The organism is Herminiimonas sp. GW821-FHT09C12 (genome assembly GCF_059416385.1).
In genome coordinates, this window is the sequence record NZ_JBWKPC010000001.1 from 1643771 (window position 1) to 1659867 (window position 16097).

15 protein-coding genes are annotated in these 16097 nt (G+C 52.2%); 6 read left to right on the forward strand and 9 right to left on the reverse strand.

Annotated elements, in window-relative coordinates:
* Positions 1-12: 12 nt before the first annotated feature.
* Complete coding sequence (locus tag AC07N2_RS07845) at positions 13-804, forward strand: lysophospholipid acyltransferase family protein (protein ID WP_494777729.1); 792 nt, start codon at positions 13-15, stop codon at positions 802-804.
* Here AC07N2_RS07845 and AC07N2_RS07850 read toward each other — a convergent pair.
* A complete protein-coding gene (locus tag AC07N2_RS07850) occupies positions 801-1625 on the reverse strand; it encodes a symmetrical bis(5'-nucleosyl)-tetraphosphatase (RefSeq protein WP_494777730.1) in 825 nt (274 codons plus the stop codon). The two genes, AC07N2_RS07845 and AC07N2_RS07850, sit on opposite strands and share 4 nt — an antisense overlap.
* A gap of 349 nt (positions 1626-1974) precedes the next feature.
* On the opposite strand from AC07N2_RS07850, the gene AC07N2_RS07855 reads away from it, so the two are divergent.
* The 3 genes from AC07N2_RS07855 to AC07N2_RS07865 all read left to right on the forward strand — a co-directional run bounded on the left by AC07N2_RS07855 (position 1975) and on the right by AC07N2_RS07865 (position 5059).
* Positions 1975-3351: a phosphomannomutase/phosphoglucomutase gene (locus AC07N2_RS07855; RefSeq protein WP_494777731.1), complete on the forward strand. Its 1377-nt coding sequence runs from the start codon at positions 1975-1977 to the stop codon at positions 3349-3351.
* A 205-nt stretch (positions 3352-3556) separates the two neighbouring features.
* Positions 3557-4825 (forward strand): lipid IV(A) 3-deoxy-D-manno-octulosonic acid transferase, encoded by a 1269-nt coding sequence (gene waaA / locus AC07N2_RS07860; RefSeq protein ID WP_494777732.1) that lies wholly within the window; start codon positions 3557-3559, stop codon positions 4823-4825.
* 39 nt (positions 4826-4864) lie between these two features.
* Positions 4865-5059 (forward strand): hypothetical protein, encoded by a 195-nt coding sequence (locus tag AC07N2_RS07865; RefSeq protein ID WP_494777733.1) that lies wholly within the window; start codon positions 4865-4867, stop codon positions 5057-5059.
* A 121-nt stretch (positions 5060-5180) separates the two neighbouring features.
* On the opposite strand, the gene AC07N2_RS07870 is transcribed toward AC07N2_RS07865, so the two are convergent.
* Together AC07N2_RS07870 and AC07N2_RS07875 are read right to left on the reverse strand one after the other, a co-directional pair.
* A complete protein-coding gene (locus AC07N2_RS07870) occupies positions 5181-5498 on the reverse strand; it encodes a hypothetical protein (RefSeq protein WP_494777734.1) in 318 nt (105 codons plus the stop codon).
* 161 nt (positions 5499-5659) lie between these two features.
* Positions 5660-6184 carry a DUF3617 domain-containing protein gene (locus tag AC07N2_RS07875; protein ID WP_494777735.1) on the reverse strand — a complete coding sequence of 175 codons (525 nt, stop codon included), beginning with the start codon at positions 6182-6184 and terminating at the stop codon, positions 5660-5662.
* A 196-nt stretch (positions 6185-6380) separates the two neighbouring features.
* On the opposite strand from AC07N2_RS07875, the gene AC07N2_RS07880 reads away from it, so the two are divergent.
* The gene (locus tag AC07N2_RS07880; protein ID WP_494777736.1) at positions 6381-6677 is read left to right on the forward strand and encodes a hypothetical protein; all 297 of its coding nucleotides are present in this window, start codon (positions 6381-6383) and stop codon (positions 6675-6677) included.
* Between the two features lie 99 nt (positions 6678-6776).
* Here the strand turns inward: AC07N2_RS07880 and AC07N2_RS07885 are convergent, their stop codons facing one another.
* From AC07N2_RS07885 to AC07N2_RS07895, 3 genes are read right to left on the reverse strand one after another with little or no spacing between them, the layout of a single operon-like run.
* Positions 6777-8225 (reverse strand): efflux transporter outer membrane subunit, encoded by a 1449-nt coding sequence (locus AC07N2_RS07885; RefSeq protein WP_494777737.1) that lies wholly within the window; start codon positions 8223-8225, stop codon positions 6777-6779.
* Positions 8222-11371, reverse strand: a complete 3150-nt coding sequence (locus AC07N2_RS07890; RefSeq protein ID WP_494777738.1) for an efflux RND transporter permease subunit — start codon at positions 11369-11371, stop codon at positions 8222-8224. Before AC07N2_RS07890 ends, AC07N2_RS07885 begins: the two co-directional genes overlap by 4 nt.
* 12 nt (positions 11372-11383) lie before the next feature.
* The gene (locus AC07N2_RS07895; protein ID WP_494777739.1) at positions 11384-12646 is read right to left on the reverse strand and encodes an efflux RND transporter periplasmic adaptor subunit; all 1263 of its coding nucleotides are present in this window, start codon (positions 12644-12646) and stop codon (positions 11384-11386) included.
* Positions 12647-12892: 246 nt separating this feature from the next.
* On the opposite strand from AC07N2_RS07895, the gene AC07N2_RS07900 reads away from it, so the two are divergent.
* Positions 12893-13534: a TetR family transcriptional regulator gene (locus AC07N2_RS07900; protein WP_494777740.1), complete on the forward strand. Its 642-nt coding sequence runs from the start codon at positions 12893-12895 to the stop codon at positions 13532-13534.
* Between the two features lie 32 nt (positions 13535-13566).
* Here the strand turns inward: AC07N2_RS07900 and AC07N2_RS07905 are convergent, their stop codons facing one another.
* The 3 genes from AC07N2_RS07905 to AC07N2_RS07915 are packed head-to-tail and all read right to left on the reverse strand — an operon-like array spanning position 13567 to position 15919.
* Positions 13567-14871, reverse strand: a complete 1305-nt coding sequence (locus AC07N2_RS07905; protein ID WP_494777741.1) for a TolC family outer membrane protein — start codon at positions 14869-14871, stop codon at positions 13567-13569.
* 58 nt (positions 14872-14929) lie between these two features.
* Entirely contained in the window at positions 14930-15253 is a 324-nt protein-coding gene (locus AC07N2_RS07910) for a rhodanese-like domain-containing protein (protein ID WP_494777742.1), read from the reverse strand.
* Between the two features lie 9 nt (positions 15254-15262).
* Complete coding sequence (locus AC07N2_RS07915; protein ID WP_494777743.1) at positions 15263-15919, reverse strand: protein-L-isoaspartate O-methyltransferase family protein; 657 nt, start codon at positions 15917-15919, stop codon at positions 15263-15265.
* Positions 15920-16097: the final 178 nt, after the last annotated feature.

The window sequence follows — 16097 nt, forward strand, 5'->3', positions numbered from 1 at the left end:
CGCGCGTTCCACATGCCTCTCGAAAATATGATGAGTCTGCATCGGCAAGGCACCCGCATGGTTGCCTTGCCGTTTGTGCGTGTCATGCTGCATTTGCTGCAAGGCTTGTGCACGAGTGCATTTATTTTTCCGCTGATTAGTCCTGCCAATCGGGATAAACGCATCAAGAAATGGTCTGCCGAATTGCTGGCTATTTTGCGCATACAAGTGGAAGTGCAGGCTGATGTCGCACCGGCACAGCATGCCGTGATCGTGTCCAATCACGTTTCATGGTTGGATATTTTCGTCATCAATTCCTTGCAGCCATGTCGCTTTGTTGCGAAGGCAGATATACGTAGTTGGCCTGCGCTGGGCTGGCTTTGTGAAAAAGCTGGGACAATCTTTATCGCGCGTGGCAAGCAGCGTGAAGTGCGGCGCGTGTATGAAGGCTTGGTCAATAGCATACAAGCCGGCGATCGCATCGCATTCTTCCCCGAAGGTACGACGGCGGCACAAGGTACGCTTTTACCTTTTCATCCCAACTTGTTTGAAGCTGCGATTGAAGCGCGTGTGCCGGTACAGCCGTATGCATTGCGTTATGTCGATGCGCAGGGGAATTTCCATACTGCGGCCGATTTTATCGGTGACATGACCTTTGTCGACAGCATGCTCTTGATCATGAAGACACACAAAATGACTGCGCAGTTGATCTTGTTGCCGACGATAGAAACCACCGACGTGCATCGTCGTGATTTGTCGCTCGCGGCACGTCAGGTGATTGCAGAAAAGCTTGGTTACTCGGACGCGTCGAAGTACGTCATTTAGTTTTTCCCGGGACGTTGATGTTGCGGGCAATCGACCTGTATGGTTGTGCGGTCTTGCAGATTGATGGCCGTCAGCTTGCCACCCCATACACAGCCTGTATCCAGTCCAGCCAAATTCGGCCGCAAGGTTAATCCCAACGTAGACCAGTGTCCGAAGACAACGGAGGTGTTTTCCGTTTTCCGATTCGGTACATCAAACCACGGCATCAATCCTGGTGGCGTGTGATCCAAACCTTCGACGGCCTTGAAATCCATGCTGCCGTCAGGTTTGCAAAAACGTACACGTGTCAGCGCATTGACGATGCAGCGCAAGCGGTCTGCTCCCTGCAGATCGTCGCTCCAGAGAGCCGGCATATTGCCGTACATGGTCTGTAAAAACTCTACCCAGTTCGGACCTTGCAGCGCGGCTTCTACTTCTCGCGACAAAGACACGGTTTGTTGTGCGGTCCATTGCGGCAGCACACCGGCATGTACGCACAAATGTCCATCCTGTTCGAGCGCCAGCGGTTGATGACGCAACCAGCTAATCAATTCCTCCCTATCGTCTGCTGCCATGATGTCTGCCAGCGTGTCGCTATCGTGTGGTTTGCGCAGGCCGCAAGCGACTGCCAGCAAATTCAAATCGTGATTGCCGAGCACTATGCGCGCGCGATCCTTCAAGGCGCGCACCTGTCTCAGCGTCGCTAGCGATTTCGGTCCGCGATTGACTATGTCGCCAACGAAAACCAATTGCGCATGCGGTGATGCCGCATCGATCTTTTCCAGCAGGGAGATTAATTGCGTGTGGCAACCTTGCAGATCGCCAATTGCGTAAGTGGTCATGAATGAATAGTTTGAGATGAAAGTGCTCGGGAAAAACCAATAGGATGCCTGTGATTATCCCGGATATTCAATTGAATTTCTGTATTGCAGTAAAACATAGAGGCGAGCATTGTTTTTAGATAATTGAAACTAGACGGCAGAGTGCATGTCGAAGTAGAGCATCTTGACAGAGTGCCATCACTCAAATATCCATTTCTGATTGGATAGAAGGGCACTTGCTCCTATAAAATGCGGTGCGGGGTATGCTGCAATGATTGCTAAGGTCATTGTGCAGATATTGCCCGATGCAGGAGTTGCTGGATTCGCTACGGACTTAAGACATTATTTCAGATAAGGAAAACGACTAGACATGCTGACTCTCTCGCAAAGTATTTTCAAGGCTTATGACATACGGGGCATCATTGGCAAGACGCTGGATGCAGATGTAGCCCGTAATATCGGGCGTGCTTTCGGTAGTGCAGTGCGTGCCAAAGGCGAGCAAGTCGTCGTGCTGGGTCGCGATGGCCGTTTGTCCGGGCCTGAGTTGTCGACAGCATTGGCAGAAGGTATGCAATCCGTAGGCATAGATGTGGTTGATCTGGGTGTGGTTGCCACGCCTATGGTTTATTTCGGTACGCATGTGCTGGATACGCAATCCGGCATCATGGTCACCGGCAGCCACAATCCGCCTGACTACAACGGTTTTAAAATGGTATTGGCCGGCGAGGCGATTTACGGCGATACGATACAGGCTCTGTACCAAGCCATCGTTGAGCAGAATTTTGCGGAAGGCAAGGGCAGCTATCGTACTTACGATATTGCAGCCACGTATGAGAAGCGTATCGTCAGCGACGTCAAACTCGCGCGCCCGATGAAGGTAGCCATCGATTGCGGCAATGGTGTGGCAGGTGCATTTGCGGGTGATCTGTATCGCGCATTGGGTTGCGAAGTCATTGAATTGTTTTGCGAAGTGGATGGCACTTTCCCTAATCATCATCCTGATCCGGCACATCCGGAAAACTTGCAAGATCTGATTCATTGCCTGCAAACGACAGATGCGGAAATCGGCTTGGCCTTTGATGGCGATGGCGATCGTTTGGGCTTGGTGACCAAGGACGGTCAAATTATTTATCCAGATCGGCAGTTGATGTTGTTTGCACAGGACGTGTTGACGCGTCATCCGGGTGAACAAATTCTGTATGACGTCAAATGCACGCGCCATCTGGCACCGTGGATTACTGAGCGTGGTGGCAAACCACTGATGTGGAAGACGGGTCACTCGCTGGTCAAGGCAAAAATGCGCGAAACCGGTGCACCTCTGGGCGGCGAAATGAGCGGCCACGTTTTCTTCAAGGATAGATGGTACGGTTTTGATGACGGCATGTATGCAGGTGCACGTATGCTGGAATTGTTGAGCCGTGAAAAAGATCCTTCGGCAGTATTGAACGCCTTGCCGCAATCAGTCAGTACGCCGGAATTGCAATTGCAATTGAAAGAAGGCGAAAGCTTCCCTTTGATCGCCAAATTGCAGAGCGAAGCGAAATTCCCTGGTTCAGATCAGATCATTACTATCGATGGCTTGCGCGTTGAATATCCGGATGGCTTTGGTCTGGCTCGCTCGTCGAATACTACGCCGGTGATCGTGATGCGTTTTGAAGCGGAATCGCAGCAGGCTTTGCAGCATATTCAGGCCGAGTTCAAGCGCGTGATACTTGCGGCCAAGCCGGATGCAGTATTGCCGTATTAAGGCGGCAATTGGATTTGCCGCAATCGGTGCAATGCCGATTGCGGCTGTTGATGAAATCGTACGATCTGATGGTGTCTGCCATTAAGAATAAGCACCAGTTCCCGCGCAGGCTGCATAATACGGCTGACGTCATTTAATTTCCCTCATTCCCCTTTATGCAAGCAATGCTGCCACGTGTACGAACAACTGAAGGCACACTGATACGATGCGCCTGATCTATTCCATAGCCTGGTGGTTTGCCTTGCCGCTCGTCTTGCTGCGGTTGTTTGTGCGTGGTCGCAAAGAGCCCGGCTATCGCCAACATATTGCGGAACGTCTGGGCTTCTATCGCGGTGTTGCTTACGATGGCTCTGCGCCAGTACTGTGGGTACATGCAGTTTCTGTTGGTGAAACGCGTGCAGCGCAACCTTTGATTGATGCCTTGCTCGCGGCTTATCCGACACATGTATTGTTACTGACGCACATGACGCCAACAGGGCGTGCGACCGGCAAGGATTTGTTCGGCAAGCAGATACGTGTGGTGCAAAGTTATTTACCGTATGACACGGGCTGGATGGTAGGGCGCTTCTTGCGTGCCTTCAAGCCGAATCTCTGCGTATTGATGGAAACCGAAGTCTGGCCCAATGTCATGGTGCAATGTACCAAGCATCGTGTGCCGGTTGCCTTGGTAAATGCACGCTTGTCCGAGCGTTCCTTGAACAAGGGTTTGAAATTTCCATCCTTGTTTGTTGAAGCTGCCGCTGCGATGTCATGCGTTGCCGCACAAACAGAAAGCGATGCTGCGCGCATACGGCAGCTTGGCGCACCATCTGTTCACGTCACTGGCAGCATCAAATTTGATGTGGTGCCGCCAGCAGCGATGTTGCAGCGCGGTGCCGCCTTGCGTGAGCAATTCGGTGTGCGTCCAGTGTTGGCATGCGCGAATACGCGCGATGGTGAGGAGGCATTGATACTGGATACCTTGCTGGCACAGAATCGGCCGGATGTTTTGTTACTGCTTGTACCTCGTCATCCGCAGCGTTTCGATGGAGTTGCGCAATTGGCTGAAGCGCGCGGTTTATCGCTGGCCAGGCGCTCCACCATAGGCAGCGAGCAGTTGGCTGCAGATGTTCGCGTGTTCCTCGGCGATTCCATGGGTGAAATGTTTGCCTACTATGCTGCTTGTGACGTGGCTTTTGTCGGTGGCAGCTTGTTGCCTTTGGGCGGACATAATTTGATAGAAGCCAGTGCGGTCGGCAAGCCGGTATTGATAGGGCCGCATACATTCAATTTTGCTGATGCAGCTGAGAATGCCATTGCTGCTGGTGGCGCTCTACGTGTGGCGAATGCATCCGAATTGTGGGAACAGGCCATCCGTTTGCTGGATGACGATGCAGCACGTACAACGATGGGTGAAAGTGCACAGCGCTTCGCTCAGCAGCATGGCGGCGCAACTGCGCGTACCATGGCATTACTCATACCGCTGATCAAGTGATGTCATTGACTCGCCAGCCTTCAATGACAGGAATACATCATGAATACAGAAAATAAAACGGAATTATCTGCTGAGCAAGATTTTCTTAAACCGGAGGCATCGGTTGAGACGCAGTACAAACGCGTCGTGACGAAGGTTGAAGGTGCCGAGGAAGAAGGCGCGTTGCCAGTAGATTACCGCCGTGTTCAACATGGACATGGTCCTTGCTCTTGCTGCGGGCCTTACAGCGAATAAAGCGCTGTCTCAATATGCGTAGGCCGAAGTTTTAGGCGCCACCAATCCCCATGGAAAATAAAACGACGCTCATCGCGACTACGGTCGACGATGAGCGTGTTGTCATATTCACTTTTGTGTATTAATGACGGCCATGACCATTGCCGTGCCCGTGACCATGGCCACGATCATAATGGCGATGATCGTAGTGATGATGTCTGTAGTAACGCGGACCATAGTAAGGGCGCGGTTGCACGTAGACAGGACCTGGTTGTACATACACGGGCTGTGGTTGCATATAGACAGGTTGCGGTTGAACGTAAACCGGTGCAGGTGCATACATAGGGCCGACAGGTACGCCGATATTGAGGTCGACGTTCACGCGCGCCATCGCAGGCGCTGCTGCAAACATCATTGCTGCGGCAAATAATCCGGCTGAAATCGTAATATATTTTTTCATCTCTAGCTCCTTGATCGATGCCTCTATTAAATGCCATAGCGGGGTCGATATCTAGAGCAAATCCGTAAGGTTTGTTACGACTTGTATCTGTAGCGTCCTCTCCAGATGCTGCAGATATGCGTATTGAGACGTATATGCCGTGTGATCGGCATATACAAAGATTAATTGCCGGCTTTAGCTGCAGGGCAACTTTGGCTCAGCCAGCGACCGCTGGTATTGGCGGATTCATCTACAGGGATGCCGCGTACCTGTCCTTTGAATTCAGTACGTCCGGTAAAACTTTCCGGTGTTGTCAGCGTCGCTTCTGTCTTGCCTTGTCCGTTTATCTGATTGCCGGAACAAGCAAGATCGGCTGTGTAACGATTCTCCACACGTATTGCATTGCGGGCTTCGCAACCGGATTGGCGATGATAAAGGTAGGGCGGGATTTTTTGCTCGGCCATTTCTTTTGTGATGCAGACTTTGGAGGTGGCTGCACCATTCTGGATTTTTGGCATGTCAAAACCATATTGTTTTGCCAAGTTGCTCAAGTTCTGCATTTGATCTGGTGGAATTTGTTCAGCGAGAGAAAGTAAATCGGATGTTGCTGACATTTCCCACAATCCTGGTCGCATTGTATTTTCGGCGGCGTGTGCAGTGGAAGTAAATGCTAACAACAACGATAAGGGTAATAAAAATTTACGCATGAACTTCCCGGAAAATGTTAAATCAGATGCCCTTCTGAGTACAATTACGGAAGGAGGTTCAAATGATCGCCGAAAGATATCGGCACATAAAAATAGAGTGCGTCATTCGCATAATTCTTAATCGATATCCCATATCGATGGGATACGAAAAAAATACGAATACGACGAGAATAGAGACAGAAACGGAGCACAAAATATGTCATTTCAATTACCACCGAATGTTACCGCACAGCGGAAACCCATCTCTGCAACTTCCTACGAATATATCCTGCGACACAGCGAACTTGGCCAACTTGGTCAGATTCTGTTGAGCGCCTGTACATCGGGTTGTTGCAAGGTAACCAGTCTGGTGTACGGTCAACCCGGCGAGCAATTAACAGAGCAACGTCGCGCCGTGTTCGAGCCGCTGGCAAGATCGCTGGCTGAACAAATTCAGTCGACTACCAATTTCCCCAAAGCGACGACAGGCAAAAAGGAGTCAGTCGCTGCTTAGCATGTTGATGCAATCCATCAACGGATAGCTATCTGGACTTGCAGATGGCAAAAAAAAGGGAGGCCACAAAATGGCCTCCCTTTTTTGTTGCTGTACAGCTTACTTTGTTGGTGCAGGAGCCGGTGTTGCAACTGGCGCAGCAGCGACAGTTGTTTCTACCAAACCGCCACCCAAAGAGCGGTACAAGTCGATTGCATTCGTCAAACGCAGCAAGCGGGCTTGTACCAGATCCTGCTCTGCCGTGAACAACTCGCGTTGTGCATCGAGTACGTCTAGCGAGCTTGCAATGCCGTTCTGGAAGCGTTGATCAGCCAGTTTCAAACGTTCTGCTTGAGCTTCTTGTACGCGACGTTGCGCATCGATTTGCTCTTCGAGCAGATCGCGTGCAACCAAAGCATCGGCGACTTCACGGAAGGCACTTTGTATGCTTTTCTCATAAGTAGCGATGGCAATGTTTTTGCGTACTTCGGTCAAGGTCAGATTGGCACGGTTGCGGCCAGCGTCAAAAATCGGCAACACCAGTTGCGGTGCAAACGACCATGCACGCGAACCGCTATCGAACAGTCCGGACAATTCATTGCTTGCGGTACCCAAACCTGCTGTCAGCGAAATGCGCGGGAAGAAAGCTGCCCGTGCTGCGCCGATATTGGCATTGGCTGCCAGCAGCGATTGTTCTGCACTGCGGATATCAGGACGGCGCTCCAGCAAATCGGAAGGCAAGCCAGCCGGGATGTCGGTCACGATGTTTTGTGCTGACAGCGGTTGTGCTTCAGGAAAACCGACCAATGGTTGACCGACCAGCAGCGTCAATGCATTCAAGGCTTGTGCACGTTGGCGTGCCAGCGTTACTTGCGCGACGCGAGCCGATTGCAGCAGAGCTTCGTTTTGACGCAAATCCAGCGCGGATGATGCGCCGACTTCAAAACGTTGTTTAGCTAAATCGTAAGCGGTTTTGCGGCTTTCCAATGTGCTTTGTGCAAGCGCTTGCTGTTCTGCGTAAGCGCGTTCGGCCAGGTAGGCTTTGGCAACTTCCGATACCAAGCTGATCTGCGCTGCACGCTGTGCTTCTTCTGTTGCCAGATAGCTGGCCAGAGCGGCATCGGTCAGGCTACGTACACGACCGAAGAAGTCCAGTTCGAATGCGGCCAGACCCAGGCCAACTTGATAATTGCTGCTCACAACGCTGCTGCCGGTTTGCGATATGGAGGCAGGTGTACGTGCACGTGAGCCGGTGGCTGTGCCATTCAGATTAGGCAATAAATCTGCCCACTGAATGTTGTACTGTGCACGCGCTTCTTCGATACGCAAGGCAGCAACGCGCAAATCGCGGTTGTTGACGAGCGAGGCACTGATCAGTGCTTGCAAGCGCTGATCAGGGAAGAAGTTACGCCAGCCGGTTTCGTATGCACGTTGTTGTTTATCGGCAGCAGCAGATGCTGCTGGATACTCAGTCGCAACAGGCGCGTCGGGACGCGTATATTTTGGCGCCATCGAGCAAGCACTCAACACGCTTGCTGCGAGGACGGTCAATGTCAGTTGTTTAATCATAATTCTTCATCCTCATCACGTGGCTTGTTCGCCGCAAACTTGCGACGTTGACGTTCGCTATCCTTGAACAAGGTACGAACTACCACAAAGAACACCGGCACCAGGAACACAGCGAATACCGTTGCTGTGATCATGCCGCTCATCACACCGGTACCAATTGCACGTTGGCTGGCCGAACCGGCACCGCTTGCAAGCACCAGCGGCAATACGCCGAGGATGAACGCGAGCGAGGTCATGATGATAGGGCGGAACCGCAGATGCACTGCTTCCAGTGTCGCTTCTATCAATCCCTTGCCTTGTGCCTGCAAGTCTTTCGCAAATTCAATAATCAGAATCGCGTTCTTCGCAGACAAACCAACCACCGCGATCATCCCGACCTTGAAGTACACGTCATTCGGCATGCCGCGCAGTGTGACACCCAGCAGCGCACCGAAGATACCGAGTGGCACCACCAACATCACCGAGAACGGAATCGAGGTGCTTTCATACAATGCAGCCAACACCAGGAATACGGCGATCAGCGACAGTGCATACAGAGCTGGAGCTTGCGAGCCGGAGGTTTTTTCTTCCAGCGACTGACCAGTCCATTCGAAACCGAAACCAGGTGGCAACTTGGCGACGAAGGCTTCCATTTCTGACATTGCTTCACCCGTACTATGTCCAGGTGCAGCACCGCCGGAAATCTTCATTGCCGGATAGCCGTTGTAACGTATCAGTTGCACAGGGCCGGTAATCCATTTTGACGTCACGAATGACGAGAATGGAACCATGGCGCCTGTCGAGCTACGTGCATAGAGTCTGGTCAGATCTTCCGGTTGCAAACGGCTAGGCGCATCGGCTTGGACGATCACACGTTGCTGACGACCCTGATTCGGGAAGTCATTCACGTAAGCAGAACCCAGCGCGGTGGAAAGCACGCTGTTGATCGTCGCGAATGGCACGCCCAAGGCATTGGCTTTGTCTCTATCAATGTCCAGTTGCAACTGCGGCGCATCTTCCAAACCTTCTGGACGTACACCTGCCAGCACTTTGCTTTGCGCTGCCATGCCGAGCATTTGATTACGTGCTGCAACCAAAGCGTCATGTCCAAGGCCTGCGCGATCTTGCAGACGGAAGGTGAAGCCGGTTGCATTACCCAGTTCTGGAATTGGTGGAGGATTCAGTGGATACACAATCGCATCCTTGATCCCCATGAATGCACCGAATGCTTTGCCGGCAACCGCATCAGCAGATTCGGAGGCATTACGTTTGCTCCAATCCTTCAATGGCGTAAATACCAGCGCTGCATTTTGACCGTTACCCGAGAAGCTGAAGCCGGCGATCGCAATCACGTGCTCGACTGCAGATTCTTTCAGATAATAATCTTCAATGGTCTTGATGACTTCCAGAGTACGACCGGTGCTGGCACCTGGTGGCAACTGGACGTTGGTAATGATGTAGCCTTGATCTTCATTCGGCAGGAAAGATGCCGGCAGACGTGTATACAACACGCCGACGCCGACCAGCAGCACGACGTAGATAATCATATAGCGACCGGTCTGTTTCAGCATCTTGGCGACAAAGCCTTGATAGCCTGCAGCAGTGCTATTGAAGCGACGATTGAACCAGCCGAAGAAACCACCTTTTTCGTGGTGATGGCCTTTTTCTACTGGTTTCAGCAAGGTTGCGCACAGTGCTGGTGTCAGCGTGAACGCCATCAATACCGAGAACACCATCGATGCAACCATCGACAAGGAGAACTGACGGTAAATTGCACCGACCGCACCGCCGAAGAATGCCATCGGGATGAACACCGCGATCAGCACTAAAGTAATACCGATCAGCGCGCCGGTAATCTGGCCCATCGCTTTGCGAGTTGCGTCACGCGGCGACAAACCTTCTTCGCTCATGATGCGTTCGACGTTTTCCACCACCACAATCGCATCATCGACCAGAATACCGATCGCCAGCACCATACCGAACATGGTCAGCACGTTGATCGAGAAGCCGAACAACAGCAAGGTCGCAAATGTACCCAGCAATGCAACCGGTACGACGATGGTTGGGATCAATGTATAGCGAATGTTCTGCAAGAACAGATACATCACCAGGAACACCAGGATAATCGCTTCGATCAGTGTTTTAACCACTTCTTCGATAGAGATCTTGACGAACTTGGAGGTGTCGTAAGGGATGGTGTATTTCACGCCTGCCGGGAAGTACTTCGACAGTTCATCCATCTTCTTGTGCACGGCAGTCGCTGTGCCCAGCGCATTTGCGGTTGGCGATAATTGCACACCGATGAAGGACGTTGGATTGCCATCGAGACGGCCCGAGGTCGCATACGATTGGCCGCCGACTTCGATACGGGCGACATCGCGCAGACGCACGGTCGAACCATCCTTGTTGGCGCGCAGGACGATATTGCCGAACTGCTCAGTGCTATTCAGTTGACCATTCACCACCACGGTAGCTGAAATCTGTTGCGTGCCCGGAGCTGGCAAATCGCCCAGAGTGCCGCCGGCTACCAACGCATTTTGTGCCGTGATTGCTGTGCTGACATCGGATGGCGTCAGGTTCAGGCCAACCAGTTTGGCTGGATCGATCCAGATACGCATCGCACGTTCGGTACCGAACAACTGCGCTTGACCAACGCCAGGAACGCGCTTGACTTCATTGAGCACGTTACGCGACAGATAATCACCCAGTGCAACCGCATCCAGCTTGCCGTCGGTCGATGACAGACCGATGAACAGCAGGAAGTTACTGCGCGATTTGGTTACTTGCACACCTTGTTGCGTGACCGCAGCAGGCAAACGTGCTTCCACACGTTTCAGACGATTTTGTACATCAACTGCAGCCAGATCAGGATTGGTTGCTGGAGAAAACGTTACTGTGATTTGTACCTGACCATTGGCCTGGCTTTGCGACTCGATGTATTGCAAACCATCGGCGCCGTTCATTTCCTGTTCGATCAGACTGGTGACGCTATCGTCCAGCGTTTGTGCCGTCGCGCCAGGATAGTTGGCAGTAACGACAATTTGCGGTGGTGCGATGTTCGGGTACTGCGAAACCGGGAGGCTGGTAATCGCCAGCACGCCCGCGAGCATGATGAAGATTGCCAACACCCAGGCAAAGACCGGGCGGTCAATAAAAAATTTACCCATTACAGTACTCCCTTACTTCGACTTCGGTTGTTCTGCGGTCTTGTCTGCAGGGGCGGCTTGTTCTGGCTTTGCGGCTGGCTTGGCTGCATCTGCTGCAGGAGCAGCTGGAGCGGCCGCAGGAGCTGCGCCGGCAGGTGCTGGTTTTTGCCATTGAATTGCTTTGACCGTTGCACCTGGTTGAACTTTTTGCAGACCTTCGACGATGACTTGATCGCCTTCTTTCAGACCGTCGGTAATGATCCATGAGTTGCCACTGGAGTTGCCGGTTTTAACTGGACGCGAAACAACTTTGCCATCGGCACCGACGACCATCACAGCGGAACCGGCAGGCGTACGCACCACAGCTTGTTGCGGCACGGTGATGGCGTTTTCATCTACCGCTTGCTCTATGCGAGCGCGTACATACATACCAGGTAACAGCAAGCCATCCGGGTTAGGGAATTCAGCGCGCAGCGTGATGGAACCCGAGCTTTCATCAACCGTCAGGTCGGAGAACAAAAGTTTGCCGGCACGGCTGTATTCCTGGCCATCGTCAGTAACCAGGGTTACTTTGGCAGCACCTTTGCCAGCGCTCTTCAATTGACCTTGATCCATTGCACGTTTCAGCTTCAGTACTTCGTTTGCTGATTGCGTCATGTTGACGTAGATAGGATCGATTTGCTGAACAATGGCGAGTGGTGTGACGTCACCCTGACCAACCAGCGCACCTTCCGTCACCAAGGCACGACCGACACGGCCTGAGATAGGCGCGGTTACGTTCGCATAGCCGAGCGACAAACGTGCATTTTCACGAGATGCCTTGGCCGATGCCAAATCAGCGATTGCCTGCTTCTCGGTTGCGACGACATCGTCGTATTCCTGTTTGCTGACGGCGTTGGTTTCAACCAGCGGCTTGTAGCGTTTGGCTTTCAACTCTGCCTGCAGCAAGGTTGCTTCCGCACGTGCCACCGCGGCATCTGTACTGTTATAAGTAGCTTGCAGTTGCGCCGGATCGATCTGGAACAAAGGCGTGCCAGCTTTGATATCACTACCTTCGCGGAACACGCGTTTCAATACGATGCCAGGTACGCGAGCACGTACTTCGGAGACGCGTATGGATTCCATGCGGCCTGGCAATTCATTGGTAACGCCCAATACGCCTGGCTGAACAGTGATGACGGAGACTTCTTGTGGAGGAGGCGCTCCGGCTTGGTCTGATTTTGCACCGCAAGCAGCGAGTGCATAAATAAGGAAAAGAGCGGCGCTAAGGCGTGTCAAACGGGGAAGTGAACTCATAAACATCTCGCACGGTAAGTGGATAGTGCCGCCAGAAAATCGACAGCCCGGTAAAGAAAAGGGTAAAGCGGAAAAAATGACAAAACATGCAATCTTTACAAGATTGATTGAGTGCTTTGTTTTGATGCTATGCGGTAAATCGGGTATTATACATACATTCGCGAATGTATGTATGCGTGGAAATTGCTATTTTGATGCCTACAAGCATACATAAATATTCGAAAATTATGACAGGACTATGATTTTATGGCTCGCTCTACAAAAGAAGAGGCTCTAGAGACGCGTAACCGCATCTTGGATGCTGCGGAAGAAGTGTTCTTTACGCGTGGCCTTGCACAATCGTCATTAGCTGATGTTGCAGTTGCAGCAGACGTGACGCGTGGCGCGATCTATTGGCATTTCAAAAACAAAAGTGACTTATTTGAAGCCATGTGTGAGCGTGTACGTTTGCCCATGGAAACCATGATGACAACGCCGGGCGAAAAATTCGTGCGTGATCCCTTGGGCCATTTGCGTCATACCTGGATTTGGTTATTGCGGGATGTCGTCGACAATCCACGCTCACGTCGAGTTCTGGATATCATATTCCTGAAATGCGAATTGGTCGATCACAACGATCCGATCTGGGTCCGTCAGCGCGAGTGTCACCGCGAGGGCTTGGAAAACATGGAAAGTATCTTGAGTGAAGCGGTTGCGATGGGGCAATTGCCGGCCGATCTGAATACACATCTGGCGGTACTGAGTTTGCACAGCAGTTTGGTGGGCTTGCTTACTGACTGGTTGTTTTCGCCAAACAGTTTTGATTTGAAAGCAGTAGTCGAGCCTTTGGTCGATGCCTGTCTGGATGGTTTGCGCAATGCACCATCTTTACGTTTGAAGAAAGCGTAACAATGACGCCATCTGCGGATGGCGTATTACATTCAGGGCAGCGTCAATAAAGTATTGATCTGCGCTAAATCCTGTTCCTGCAAAGAGCCTGCTGCTGATTTCAAGCGCAGGCTATTCATCAAGGTGTCGTAACGCGCTTTCGCCAGATCGCGCTGTGTGATGAATAACTGTTGCTGTGCATTCAGCACATCGATGTTGATGCGCACGCCAACCTGATAACCCAAACGATTTGACTCCAATGCAGAACGGCTGGACACTTCCGCCGCTTGCAATGCCTTCACTTGCGCTAATCCACTATTCACACCTAGATACGCTTGCTGCGCATTTTGTGCGGCGATACGGCGCGCTGTTTCCAGATCGGAACGCGCTCTATCTTCCAGTGCAATCGCCTGACGTACGCGGCTTGTCACTGCGAAGCCGCTAAAGAGTGGGATGGACCATTGCACGCCGATGGTATTGGTCGGGCCGGTGCCATTGTTTAAACCTTGTATCGAGCTGGTGCGCTGATTGCTGTCGCTGCGACTGGCGACCAAGTCGACTGTTGGATAATGACCGGCGCGGTTGCGAGTAATTTCGCGCTTGGCGATTTCCAGTGCCAGTTTCTGTTGTAGGACAACGAAATTCTGTGCTTCTGCGCTGTTGACCCAGGTATCGATTTGCGCTGGTTCCGGCGCTTTCAATTCAACGCCAGTACGCAAGATGGCTAATTCGGCTGGCGGCTTGCCGATGATCTGTTGCAAGGCTGTGCGTTTAATCGCCAGATCATTTTGCGCGCCGAATTCCTGTGCGATCACCAAGTCGTAGCGTGCTTGCGCTTCATGCGTGTCGGTGATGGTTGCAGTGCCAACTTCAAAATTACGCTTGGCCGATGCCAGTTGTTCGCTGATCGCACCTTTTTGTACTTGCAGTGCAGCCAGCGTATCTTGCGCTGCCAACACATCGAAGTAAGCTTGCGATACGCGCAGGATCAAATCCTGTTGTACTACGGCGAAGGCTGCTTCGCTGGCGGCCACCGCTAGTTTGCTTTGTTCGTAATTCTGCCAGGCGGCTACGTCGAATAGCGGTTGCGATAGTGAGAGTGTGTAGCCGTGCGTTTTAACATCAGGGACGTTATCGCGTTGTGCATTTTGGTATGAGCCGCTGACGCCGATGAGCGGCAGCAAATTTGCGCGACCTTGTACGGATGCTTCCTGACCGGCACTTAGATTTGCGCGTGCACTGGCGTAGACGGCATCGTTGACCAGCGCTTCCTGATAGACCTGCAACAAATTCACTGCGTGTGCTGGCAGGGAGAGAAAGGCAGTTGCGATCAGCGTGACGAACTTGGCATTGCGCATTGCGTTTCCGGAGAAGTGGGCTATCAGTTGACTAAGTTGTGCGGAGTAATGCGTTTGATTAGTAGGTCGGCATGGCCGGATCGACTTGCTGCGCCCATGCGTGGATGCCGCCGGTTAGATTGGTCACTTGCGTGAATCCATTAGCTTCCAGGAAGTGCGCGACGCGCATGCTGCGTGCACCGTGATGGCAAACGCAGACTATGTGTGCATCCTTGTCCAGTTGTTCCAACTGACCAGGAATGGTGTTCATCGGAATCGAGACCGAGCCTGCAATCTGGCAGGTTTGATGTTCCCATGGCTCGCGCACGTCGAGTAAAACGGGAGCAGAGTCAGGCGACTCTGCGATCAACGCTGCCAGTTCCGGCGCGGTCAAGTGTTGCATTGTGATTCCTTAGAACTTGAACTGTGATGGCGTAGCGACGTTACGCAACGGCTTCACACTTGTTTCAAACAGACCGACTGTGGTGTAGCCGATATCTGATGTGCGAGTAATGATTTGCGCAGTCATAGCCGGTGCAGTACCGACGATTGCCAACAAGCGACCGCCGATTTTGATATTGGCGAGCAATCCTTCCGGTACGACTGGCAGCGAGCCAGAGACCACGATGACATCATAAGTTGCATCGCCGCCGGTCCAACCTTGTGCGCCGTCGCCTTGTACAACGGTGACATTGCTGACGCCGTAGTCGGCCAGATTCTTTTCTGCCAGTGTTTTCAGTTCAGGTTCGATTTCAACGGATGTCACGTGACGTGCTTTGTGCGCCAGCAATGCAGCCATATAGCCTGAGCCTGCGCCGATTTCCAGTACGTTTTCATGTTTCTTGACGGCCAGTTCCTGCATGATGCGTGCTTCGAGTTTTGGCGTCAGCATGTTTTCGCCGTGCGGCAGCGGGATTTCGCTGTCAGCAAATGCGAGTGCGCGGTAGGCCAGTGGGACGAATGCTTCGCGCTTGACGACAACCAATAATTCGAGGACGTCCAGATCGAGCACGTCCCAAGGACGAATTTGCTGTTCGATCATGTTGAAACGGGCTTTTTCGATGTTCATTTTGTCGACTCTAGGTAGCTAAATAAGAAAACAGGCATTTTATCAAATGGCGGGCACCGCGCCGATGTTTGACCATGGGAACAGACGCATCATTGATTGCGCACTGGCGCAACGCAATGAAACGAGTGGACTTAACCATTCCGGGGAGGGTGTTGTCACGACATGGCCAGTGTTTGCG